5 protein-coding genes are annotated in these 3347 nt (G+C 72.2%); all 5 read right to left on the bottom strand.

Annotated features, from left to right (window positions below; translation table 11 throughout):
• Nucleotides 1-1053: polysaccharide biosynthesis protein (locus I53_RS01630; protein WP_043345968.1), on the bottom strand; the 1053-nt coding region annotated here is incomplete at its 3' end.
• A 101-nt stretch (nt 1054-1154) separates the two neighbouring features.
• Nucleotides 1155-1313, bottom strand: a complete 159-nt coding sequence (locus I53_RS33610; RefSeq protein WP_164706392.1) for a hypothetical protein — start codon at nt 1311-1313, stop codon at nt 1155-1157.
• A gap of 106 nt (nt 1314-1419) precedes the next feature.
• Nucleotides 1420-2271 (bottom strand): DUF1206 domain-containing protein, encoded by an 852-nt coding sequence (locus tag I53_RS01625; RefSeq protein ID WP_043345966.1) that lies wholly within the window; start codon nt 2269-2271, stop codon nt 1420-1422.
• A 144-nt stretch (nt 2272-2415) separates the two neighbouring features.
• Nucleotides 2416-2757, bottom strand: coding sequence for a hypothetical protein (locus tag I53_RS01620; protein ID WP_043345965.1), 342 nt, complete (start codon nt 2755-2757; stop codon nt 2416-2418).
• Nucleotides 2758-2806: 49 nt separating this feature from the next.
• Nucleotides 2807-3347 (bottom strand): Uma2 family endonuclease (locus tag I53_RS01615; protein WP_043345963.1); only part of this gene is annotated, 541 nt, incomplete at its 5' end.

Raw genomic sequence — 3347 nt, 5'->3', positions numbered from 1 at the left:
GATATCGCCCAGCACGCCGGTCACGTCGGCCTCCGCGGCCAGGATCGCGGGGTGGCTGAAGATGCCGTGGAGGGCCGGCTCGGAGGATTCGAGCACCAGCACGGCGGCGGCCCCGAAAGCCACGGCCCGCAGGCAGATCTCCGAGCCGATCGAGCCGCCGCCGCCGGTGACCACGACCCGGCGTCCGGCGAGGAACGCCTCCAGGCGCGGGCGGTCGATGGCGACGGTCGGCCGCAGCAGCAGATCCTCGATCTCGAGCGGCGCCAGTTCCGGGCCCTGGACGCCCTCGCCGAGACCGACGACGCGGGCGAGGGGCAGGCCGAGGCGCCGGGCACGGGCGATCAGGTCGTCGGGGGCCGCCTCGGGCACGAGGGCGCTCGGGGCCGCCACCAGCCGCCGCACCGGCGCGCCGCGGTTCGCGAGGTCGGCGACCACGCGCTCGAGATCGGGGAACCCGCCCAGAACCGGCACGCCGCGCATGAACTGGCCGCGCTCGTCCGCCCGGGGCGACAGGATGCCCCGCGGCGCGAGCTTCTTCACGGAGCCCGTCTCGATCGCCCGGAGCAGCACGTCCATGTCGGCGCCACGGCCGAGGAGCAGGGTCGGGACGGTGGCGGCCCGCGCGCTCGTCTGCCGGGAGCGGGTATCCTTGAGGTAGCGGAACGCGAGCCGGGTACCGCCCAGGAAGAAGATCTGCAGGACCCAGTACAGCAGGATCGCGATCTTGCCGAAGAAGTAGAAGCCGTACAGGTCGGACGAGACCAGGACCCAGTCGGTCACCAGGAGCGCCAGCGCCAGGACGCTGGCCGCCCGGACGATGCCGGCGAGATCCTGCAGCGAGGCGAAGCGCCACTTGGTCCGGTAGAGCCGGAACCGGCCGTAGACGAGGCCTGCGAAGACCAGGAACGGCGGCAGCAGCAGGGGCAGGGCGTGCAGGCGCTCGGCGAGCATGCCGCCCTGGAAGCGGAACAGGAAGGTGAGCACCACGGCGGCAGCGGTCGCCGCGAGGTCGTGGGTCACCATCACCGCGGTCTTGTAGAGGCGCTGCTGCATCGGGTGCCGGATGGGATGCCGCGGGGTATCCGCCGCGGCACCGGCCCTGTCAACGCGCCGCTCCGGCCCCGCGCCACACGGACGCGCGACCGCTGGGCGTATTACCTGCCGAGACTGCCGCCGAACCCGGATTTGAAATTCTTCTGATAAGTGCGCCCTTTCACCGGGTCGGCCTTGTCGACCATCAGAATTTTGACGCGCTCATTGAAGTCTTCCGTGGTCACGGTCTGTGCCCGACCGGTGATCAGAATTCTAGCCATCTTGGCCTCCGCAACATCGCCCAGGGCACAGGATCGCGCGGAGGGTCTGTTTTACTTGGTGTGTGGCCAGCCGATTACAATCGGAGCAGCCTCAGAATTGCCAGGCTTAGGTCAGCGCCCGGGCCGCGGCGCCGGCCGCATCGTCCACACGGTCGATGTCCGGGGCCTCGATGTGCCGGTACCGCGCCTGAATCAGCCCGAAGGCACCGAAAGCCGCGTGGCCCGCCGCGGCGAGCCCGAGCAGCACCCAGCCGTAGGGCTGCGCCCGCAGCAGCGCGAAGGCCTCGGACAGGCCCTTGGCATCCGAGGAGCGCTGGTGCCACGCCGCCGCCACGAGGAACCCGCCGATGATCAAGAAGGCGAGGCCCCGCGCCGCGTAGCCGAACCGGCCGATCGGGCCGGCCCAGCGGTCACGGGCTTGCGGGTCGATGGCGAGTCGGTCGGTGACGTCGCCGCGCCAAGCCTTGCCGAGGAAGCCGAAGCCGCCTCCGACGACCGCGAGGCCGACGAGGGCCACGAGCCAGCGGCCGAAGGGCTTGCTCAGGAGCCACGCGGTCCCGTCATGCACGCCGTCGCCGCCGCTCATGCCCAGGCCGAGGCTGAGCGAGGCCGCGCTGGCGGCGAGACCGAGATAGAGCACGGCGCTGATCAGGTGGGCGCCGCGCACGGCGAGGCCCTTGGCCGAGGTGCCCCGCCGGTCGGCATCCGTGATGCCCTCGACGAGGCGCCAGAGGGCAAATCCGGCGAGACCCAGGGCGATCAGGCCGACGATGGCCGCGCCGAACGGCCCGGCCATCACGGCGCGGAGCGCGTCCTTGCTGTCCCCGGCCCGCCCGCCATGCCCCAGGGCCGCCAGCAAGGCGAGGCCGCCGACCACGATGTAGACGACCCCGCGGGCGCCGTAGCCGAAGCGGGCGATGCGCTCGATCGTGTTGCGGCCCCCGGGAAGCGTCCTCATCGGCAGACCTGGGAAGCCGGGATACGGATGTTCGTCACGGGCTGCCTCGATGAGCGACGTCCTGAGCGACGTCCGGTGACGCTGCGCCCCGTCAACGCCCGGCGGCCCGCGCGCGATCCGTTGCCGGCGCAGAGTTCCGGCCGCCTACATCGGCGTCCGCTCGGCCCGGCCCGTGAGCGCCACGTAGAAGCCCAGCCCGTCCTGGGCCGGGAGGGTCTGCAGGCGCTCGATCAGGCCGCGGCGCTTCGCGTCGAGGAGCAGGCGGCCGGCCGGCTGGAACAAGGTCTCGCCCCCGCCCTCCGGCGGCGGATCGAGCCGGATCGCCACGGTCTTGCCCTTGGCGAAGCGGCTGCGCTCCAGCATGTCCTTGAGGGAGGCCTCGGCGGTCGCCCGGTTGGCGCCGCGCAGGTCGAGCACCGACTCGGCGTCGGTCACGCCGAGGGAGCCGCGCAGCTTGGCCGCGTAGAAGTCTTCGAAATGGGGCAAGTCTCGGTGCCTTGATGCGTCGCCGTTCGATCAGGTGGGGTGCGGGCGCTCAGAAGGCGAGGCCGCGGTAGATGTCGCGCACCGGCACCGCGCCGTCGAGTTCCGGCAGCGGCACGGTGCCGTCGAGCCCGAGGGCCGCGACGCTCCGGTCGTCCCCCGCGCGCCGCCAGACTTCGACCCGTGCCGCGTCGGAATAGACGATCGGCAGCACCGCGAGGCGCGGCACGGTCCGGCAGGTATCGATCTTGCGGCCGCGGTCGAGCCTCATGGTCGCGGGAAGGAGTACCTCGGCGACGAGGAGCGGATCCGTGGCATCGCCCTCCGGCAGGGGCGGCCCGGCCCGCACCACCACATCGGGGACCGTCGCGAAATCGTCCCTCGCGGCGCGGGGGATCCCGAGATCCGGCATGGTGCGGCAGCCCCTGCCGTCCGCGAGATCGCCGATTCGTCGGATCAGGTTGGCGACGATCGCCCGATGCCGCTCCCGCGGCGGCGCCATCAGCACGGGTCCGCCGTCGGGCAGTTCCCGACGCTCGTGCGCGGGCCGGCTCTCTACCCAGAGCCTGAAATCGGACATATCCATCCGCGCG

It is taken from the genome of Methylobacterium sp. B1, assembly GCF_000333255.1.
Lineage (GTDB): Bacteria > Pseudomonadota > Alphaproteobacteria > Rhizobiales > Beijerinckiaceae > Methylobacterium > Methylobacterium fujisawaense.
Note: the sequence above shows the minus strand (reverse complement) of the source record. Positions and strands in the feature narration are given on the sequence as shown.